Source organism: Aneurinibacillus danicus, assembly GCF_007991215.1.
GTDB classification, from domain to species: Bacteria; Bacillota; Bacilli; order Aneurinibacillales; family Aneurinibacillaceae; genus Aneurinibacillus; species Aneurinibacillus danicus.
Genome location: NZ_BJXX01000196.1, coordinates 1 through 6799 on the forward strand (window position 1 = coordinate 1; position 6799 = coordinate 6799).

Below are 6799 nucleotides of genomic sequence, written 5' to 3' on the forward strand. Positions count from 1 at the left end.
GATTTTCACAAAAAAAGGCCTGCCTATATCGAACAATAAGCAGGCCTCTTATCTTATCCATTTATTCTCCCTTAAACTCCGGCTTACGCTTTTCGCTGAAGGCATTGAGCGCTTCGATGCGATCCTTTGTCGGGATGATGACTTCATACGCTTTCGTTTCGATTTTCAGGCCGGTCTTTAAATCAGCTTCCATGCCGTAGTTTATCGCATATTTCGCCTGCATGACAGCCAGCGGGCCGTTTTGCATAATCTCTTCCGCCAGTCCGCGGCATTTCGGAAGAAGGTCTTCACGCGTCGTCACGCCGTTTAAAATTCCCAATTTCTCCGCTGTAACAGCATCAATTCTGCGCCCAGTAAAAATAAGTTCCTTCGCTTTGCCTTTGCCAATTAAGCGCGGCAAACGCTGTGTGCCGCCAGCGCCCGGAATAATCGCCAGGCTTACTTCCGTCAGCCCCATGTTAGCCGAATCTACCGCGTAGCGGAAATCGCATGCCAAAGCCATCTCGAACCCACCGCCGAAGCAGAATCCGTTAATCGCGGCAATCGTCGGCTGCGGCAATTCTTCCACCATATCAAATACGGAACGAATCTTATGAATAAACTGGCGTACCTGCGCTTCGCTCATCGTTCGTCTTTCTTTCAAGTCTGCGCCCGTGCTAAAAGAACGATCACCCGCACCTGTAAAAATGACGGCACGAATTCCTTTATCAAAACGGATTTGGTCAAGAATGCCTTCTAACTGCGTCAGTACTTCGTAATCAAAGCAATTTAGCTCATCCGGACGATTCAGCGTCACATACGCCAGATGTCCTTCTTTCTCGAATAAAACTTTGGTCTTCGCCGCTACTTCGTTACCCATACATTCGCCTCCACTTTTTCTACAGTTTGCCACTCTCCCCTGCAGAATCAATTCGACAAATGTATGCGTTTTCCTCCTATTTAAATCACTCAGGAAGAGACTTTCTTGTTCTTGAGCGGTTGCACGGTTCTCACGATGTTTTCCCAGCGTGCTAACCAATTGATGCCTTCCATTACCCATGTTTCAATCTCTTTTATCTTACTGTCAATAAGACCGAGCGCCCTCCCAATCAAATAAACCATCGTGACTTCTTCCTGTGCAATCTCTTTGTCCAGCGTAGCCAATTTAAACATTTTGCGGACAAGCATCATTTTTTCCGGCTCACTCAAGTACGGGCTTACCTCACGCGCCAGGTCTTCCGGATTTTTCGGGTTCTCTAAATCATCATGAAACACCTGACGTTCCCGCACGGTGAAAATATCAAGATTCACCTGACGGAAAATCCGTTCCATTTCCTCATCATCTAAGTATCCGTCCGCCTGAGCCACACAGATCAACAGTCGGATTTCGTATAGTTTCGGATGGCTTGCTGCATCCGTTCCTTCTTTCATTTAACCCGTGCTCCTTTCTTGAAAACGCTTTATTGTTATCATTATAACATTTTTATTTATGATAATTGTTATGAAAATCGTAACGTTTATACAAAATTTATACACGATCATATTCAGCCGTATGAGCAAAAAGCGGTCCCGCTCATAAATACAGGACCGCTTTTTTTTTCACTCCTTTACGGAATGGATGGTTTGCGCAAGCTGGGCAATGGATGTCGTAAGCTGTTCGAGCCTGGCTTCAATCCGTACCAGCAGGTACAGCGTAATCGCGACCGGAAATCCCACATTTGAAATGAAGGCCACCCATTCGTTCATGCGCTTCTTCCTATGCAAACGAAACCGGCAATACGGTATGGTCGATTACGCGTGCGGCCTTTTTTCCGACAATGTTTCCCGACATCGCGGAAAAAGCTTGCTTCGCTACGAGAAGATCCATCGTATTCGCTACTTCAATCGGATCGACCGGAAGCTTCGGGTTCGGAACCGCTATTCGCACAGTGCCGCCACCGCTTGTCGCAAATGTCATCTCCAGGGTTTTCATATCTTCTCACCTCTTTTTCTTCTTTGGACTCGTCCCTATTCTTCCGTTAGTTCGCTTACGACAACTTGCTGCACGCCCGCAAACGGCAGCGTCTGCAAACCAGCCAGGGCATTTGCGATTTCATGAATATCGTCACCGCTGACCGATGGTGCCACATTTTTGTATATCTTTTTTGCCAGCTTCACATTTCCCTTCGCATCCACGCCGTCTTGAAACAAAAGAACCATCTGCACCTCTGTTGTTCTTCCTGTTACCGCCATGCCTGTCACCTCCTCCCTTTCGGCATCTTCTGCCTTTCCACTTCATAATTCAGGCACTTTAAGCAAAAAAGGGACAATAGGCGACATAAACTTAAGAAAAATATAATAATCCAAAAGAATCATGCCTCTTACATCTTAAGACGTATAAAATAAAAGAATGGAATTCCATAAAAAGGGAAGGGAACGTTATGATAGATCAAAACAAGCGACAGCATTTTAGACAAACGTTTCAAAAACCGCTCTGTGCCAATATGACCATCGTCAGAATCAAGGATAACGAAATTGATACGAGAAGCACAAAAACATGCATTCTTGATATCGGTCCCGGAGGCTTGCGATTTATGACCAATCTGAAACTTCCGGTAAACCCATACGTTGTCCTGGAATTTCAAACCCGCATTCTGGATCGCACACTCAGCTTCCATGGATATATTGTCAGAAAAGTGGAGGGAACGAACGAATTTCATGAATACGGCGTGAAATTCGTACTCGATGAGACTGAACAAATGGAACTTGCTACACTCCTAAATGCGATGGCCATCCGCCTGCGCCGTCATTCACAAACTACATCATGCCAGTTCTGCACGAAAGACGATTACAGCCAATGCCTGAGAAGCATAGAGAGTCCCCCTCCGCTCCTCTGATCCCAAAAATAACTCCGAGGATCTTTTTTCCTCTTCCCTTTCCTTCTTCCTTCATGATTTTCACAAAAAAAGAGGGCTGCCGCCCCCTTTCGTTCACTTACCCTTATACTCACCTTATTAACGATTGATTCGCTGTATAGCTTCTCTTTCGGCTGTACGTACAGGAAGAGAACACGGCAGCACATGACGCGCTTCCCGTTCGGCATCTCTAGCCGCAAGCTGTGCGATGATCATGGGGGCACATGCATTCGCCAGACGGTAAAGCGCCCAGCCAAGCATAAGCCCGCCGGCTACATCCAATACCCAGTGAATGCGCAAATATAGCGTGGTGAAAATGATCAGCACGCTGTATATTCCCCAAAATACCGCAAACCGCTTATTTTCTCTCATGGCCAATAGCATGCAGGCAAACGCCACCGATGTATGAAGACTCGGAAAACAATTCTTGACCGAGTACGGCACATGTCCCCAATTATACCCAATGGTTGACCACACTTCATGTACGTTAAAAAACAAATAAAACGGAAGCGCGACAATGGCATGCACCAGCCAGTTGACAAACAGGAGGCGAACGAGCGTTTCGCGATTTGCCGTTACATAAGCGTATACTGCATAGACAAGATACACAGCGATGAAACCAATCACGTACACATCATACAGGGGATCGGCCGGGGTAAGTTCCCGGAACCAAAAGAAAGAACCGTCATTGTAAGGAATAGAAGCCATAAACGCATTGGCGTCCATATAAAACGGCTGCTTCTCCGCCCAGGCATGCAGTGCATCATTCGCCTGGAAAATCGATGTCGAAATAATCCCCATGACAACAATACTCAACAATACAAACGTATTTGTAAACCACTCTTGGCGTCTCGTTCTTCGAATGCGCTCAATGTCTTTGTCTTGTACAGTCAACGGCAATAGCAGCAGGATAATGAATAGGCTATTAAAACCGATTTCATATGAAACAAGCAACGCAATGAACAGGGTACATAGAAAACGTCGAACCATCATCTGTGTCACCTTTTTATACAACTTTGACTTAATATATCGATATCCTTCTTTATTTATATCACAAAAGAATGTCAACATAGTAAGTATGGCTTATATAGCTATCTACCGCGCACCCGCACAAACAAAACTGGTACATTATTCGAACAGGTCGTTCAGTCGTTCGATCGCCCGTTCATCCTTTAGCTGTTCGCGTGCGGCTGTTGCAAGCGTAATTTTCCCCAGCGTCTTGTAAAAAGGAACTAAGTTCGGGGCCGTCTCCATCAGCGCTTTCAAATGCGTCTCCACGGTGCCTGTGTCTCCTCTGACCACCGGGCCGGTTAGCGCCTGTGCCGCCCCCTTCTCAATTACATTTTGTACCGTAGTTTCAATCAGCGGAAAAAGTGCAGACAACGCCTTCCTCTCTTCTATTCCGGTGGTCTTCATCAATTCGACCGCATACCCAATGACGCCCGTCAGAGCGTTAGAAGCAATGCTTGCTGCTGCATGATAAAGCGGCTTCTGGCATGCAGCAAGCGTAAAATGTGCCTGGCCTATTCTGTCCAGCCAATCGCCCAACTGTTTTACAGCTCTTGCATCTCCCTCTATACTGAACATTGCCCGCTCCATCGCTCTGCATCCGGATGTTCCCCCGGCAAAAGTCTGCAGCGGATGAAGCGAGGCAACCAATGCCCCCTTTTCTGCCAGCGGCGCCAGTATATCCGATGCTCTGGCACCGCTCATATGAAATATGACTTTTTCCTCAATAGGTATTGAACTATTTGCTATAGCCGCGCTCACTTCCCCAATGGCGCCATCGCTTGTCGTAATCGCAATCCAATCACTGCTTTTTAATAACTCGTCCAATATCCGGAACGGACGGCAGCCTCTCCCCACCGACTCTGCCGCTATCTGTGCATGTCTATAGGTACGACTGTAATAGCCGGATACATGCTCTTCCCGGCGTGCAAGGTAAAGACCGAACGCGGTTCCCAATCTTCCCGCGCCAATAAATCCAATCTCCGTCATTTTCTATCTCTCCTCTTGCATATAATCTTTCATTTTATATGAAAATAATATGGTATACACTTATAAAAACAAACCGGCATGCGTCATTTTTCGTCATATCGGGTAGTATTCAGTATACATGTAATAAGGGGAACCGGATATTTGTAAAGTTTGTGTAAATTTTATAAGAGCGCCATTGTCTTTTAGTAAATTTTTAATTAAGATTTCAATGTCCAATGGGATTTGCTAAAATGAAGCTTGTATGAAAAAAAATTTGGAGGTATTGTTGCATGATTTTCTCGGCAAAACGAGATGTGTTTCTGGATATGTTATCCACAATCGCCGAAAATGTAAAAGCAGCGGCTCAGTATTTCGTTGATTTCAAAATTAAAAACGAAGCAGATTTGAAAGAGTTTGCCACTACAATGAAAGAATATGAGACCAAAGGCGACCGCTATATTCACGAAATTATCGTGGCGCTAAATAAAACGTTTATTACTCCGCTTGAAAGGGAAGATATTCTTGAATTGGCGAATACGATGGACGACATTCTCGACGGCATGGAGCAGTGCGCTTCCCGGTTTGAGATGTACAACATCACCAAAGTGGACGAATATATGATCCAATTCACTGAAAAAATCCTCAAAAGTACGGAAGAAGTGGCCAAGTCCGCCAAGCTGTTAAACAAGAAAAAACTGATGGACATCCGTCCGCATGCCATTAAAATCAACGACCTGGAGTCCGAATGCGACGACCTGTTGCGTGTGTGCATCAAAGAACTTTTCATCAAAGAAAAAGATCCGATTAAAATTATTCAATACAAAGAGCTGTACGAAATCTTCGAAAGCATTTCCGACAGCTGTGAGGACGTAGCCGATACCCTCGAAACGATCATCATGAGAAATGCATAAGGAGAGGCTCTTTTTTTATGGATACAATGATGATACTTATTATCGCGATTGTTATTCTCGCGTTAGCATTTGATTTTATTAACGGATTTCATGATACGGCCAACGCAATCGCGACTTCTGTATCGACCCGTGCTTTAACCCCGCGAACCGCCATTATTCTGGCGGCTGTCATGAACTTCATCGGGGCCATTACCTTTACCGGGGTCGCCAAAACGATAACAAAAGGAATTGTAGATCCGTTCACGCTCGAGAACGGTACTCTTGTTGTGCTCGCCGCCCTTATTTCAGCGATTGCCTGGAACCTGATTACCTGGTGGTACGGAATTCCCAGCAGTTCCTCGCATGCGCTGATTGGCTCCATTGCAGGTGCTGCGATCGGAGCGGCCGGTTTTGGCATACTGAACTACACCGGCTTCATAAAAATCCTTCAATCTCTGATTATTTCTCCGTTCCTTGCGTTGGGCGTCGGTTTTTTAATGATGACACTGTTTGCCCTGGTATTTAAGAACTTCAATCTTGGCAAAACAAACCGCGGCTTCCGGACGTTCCAGATTTTCACGGCTGCCCTGCAGTCCTATTCACACGGAACGAATGATGCGCAGAAGGCGATGGGGATTATTACGCTGGCGCTTATCGCCGGCGGATTCCAATCTTCCAGCGAAATTCCGGAGTGGGTGCGAATCAGTGCCGCAATTGCCATGGGTGCCGGTACATCGGTCGGCGGTTGGAAAATTATCAAAACGGTAGGAGGAAAGATTATGAAGCTGCAGCCTGTGAACGGAGCAGCGGCAGACTTATCCTCCGCGGTCATTATTTTTGGCGCTACACTTATCCATTTGCCTGTTAGTACAACACACGTTGTATCTTCCTCTATTATGGGTGTAGGTGCCGCTAAACGCGTAAAAGGCGTAAAATGGGGTGTGGCACGCAGAATCGTTATGACATGGATCATCACGCTTCCAAGCTGTGCACTGCTGGCGGGTATTATCTACAAAATTCTTGCGCTATTTTTATAAATAAAATCCCGGCGGGTAAGTC

Annotated in this window: 10 protein-coding genes; 3 read left to right on the forward strand and 7 right to left on the reverse strand. The window is 45.9% G+C overall.

The window, feature by feature from the left end; genetic code table 11:
* Positions 1 to 61: 61 nt before the first annotated feature.
* The 5 genes from ADA01nite_RS19805 to ADA01nite_RS19825 form a co-directional block, all read right to left on the reverse strand.
* A complete protein-coding gene (locus tag ADA01nite_RS19805; protein ID WP_146812163.1) occupies positions 62 to 859 on the reverse strand; it encodes an enoyl-CoA hydratase-related protein in 798 nt (265 codons plus the stop codon).
* Between the two features lie 89 nt (positions 860 to 948).
* Positions 949 to 1410 (reverse strand): DUF533 domain-containing protein, encoded by a 462-nt coding sequence (locus ADA01nite_RS19810; protein ID WP_146812164.1) that lies wholly within the window; start codon positions 1408 to 1410, stop codon positions 949 to 951.
* A gap of 168 nt (positions 1411 to 1578) precedes the next feature.
* The gene (locus tag ADA01nite_RS19815) at positions 1579 to 1725 is read right to left on the reverse strand and encodes a YvrJ family protein (RefSeq protein ID WP_146812165.1); all 147 of its coding nucleotides are present in this window, start codon (positions 1723 to 1725) and stop codon (positions 1579 to 1581) included.
* A 10-nt stretch (positions 1726 to 1735) separates the two neighbouring features.
* Entirely contained in the window at positions 1736 to 1951 is a 216-nt protein-coding gene (locus ADA01nite_RS19820) for a DUF2922 domain-containing protein (protein WP_146812166.1), read from the reverse strand.
* A 35-nt stretch (positions 1952 to 1986) separates the two neighbouring features.
* Positions 1987 to 2211, reverse strand: coding sequence for a DUF1659 domain-containing protein (locus tag ADA01nite_RS19825; RefSeq protein ID WP_146812167.1), 225 nt, complete (start codon positions 2209 to 2211; stop codon positions 1987 to 1989).
* A 188-nt stretch (positions 2212 to 2399) separates the two neighbouring features.
* On the opposite strand from ADA01nite_RS19825, the gene ADA01nite_RS19830 reads away from it, so the two are divergent.
* Positions 2400 to 2855 (forward strand): PilZ domain-containing protein, encoded by a 456-nt coding sequence (locus tag ADA01nite_RS19830; RefSeq protein WP_146812168.1) that lies wholly within the window; start codon positions 2400 to 2402, stop codon positions 2853 to 2855.
* Positions 2856 to 2972: 117 nt separating this feature from the next.
* Here the strand turns inward: ADA01nite_RS19830 and ADA01nite_RS19835 are convergent, their stop codons facing one another.
* Positions 2973 to 3866, reverse strand: coding sequence for a phosphatase PAP2 family protein (locus ADA01nite_RS19835; RefSeq protein ID WP_170230386.1), 894 nt, complete (start codon positions 3864 to 3866; stop codon positions 2973 to 2975).
* 135 nt (positions 3867 to 4001) lie between these two features.
* Positions 4002 to 4871, reverse strand: coding sequence for a Rossmann-like and DUF2520 domain-containing protein (locus ADA01nite_RS19840; RefSeq protein ID WP_146812170.1), 870 nt, complete (start codon positions 4869 to 4871; stop codon positions 4002 to 4004).
* 269 nt (positions 4872 to 5140) lie between these two features.
* Here ADA01nite_RS19840 and ADA01nite_RS19845 point away from each other — a divergent pair, with 269 nt between their 5' ends.
* Both ADA01nite_RS19845 and ADA01nite_RS19850 read left to right on the forward strand, forming a co-directional pair.
* The gene (locus ADA01nite_RS19845; RefSeq protein ID WP_146812171.1) at positions 5141 to 5761 is read left to right on the forward strand and encodes a DUF47 domain-containing protein; all 621 of its coding nucleotides are present in this window, start codon (positions 5141 to 5143) and stop codon (positions 5759 to 5761) included.
* 17 nt (positions 5762 to 5778) lie between these two features.
* On the forward strand, positions 5779 to 6777 hold the full coding sequence (locus tag ADA01nite_RS19850; protein ID WP_146812172.1) for an inorganic phosphate transporter: 999 nt from the start codon (positions 5779 to 5781) through the stop codon (positions 6775 to 6777).
* Positions 6778 to 6799 lie beyond the last annotated feature (22 nt).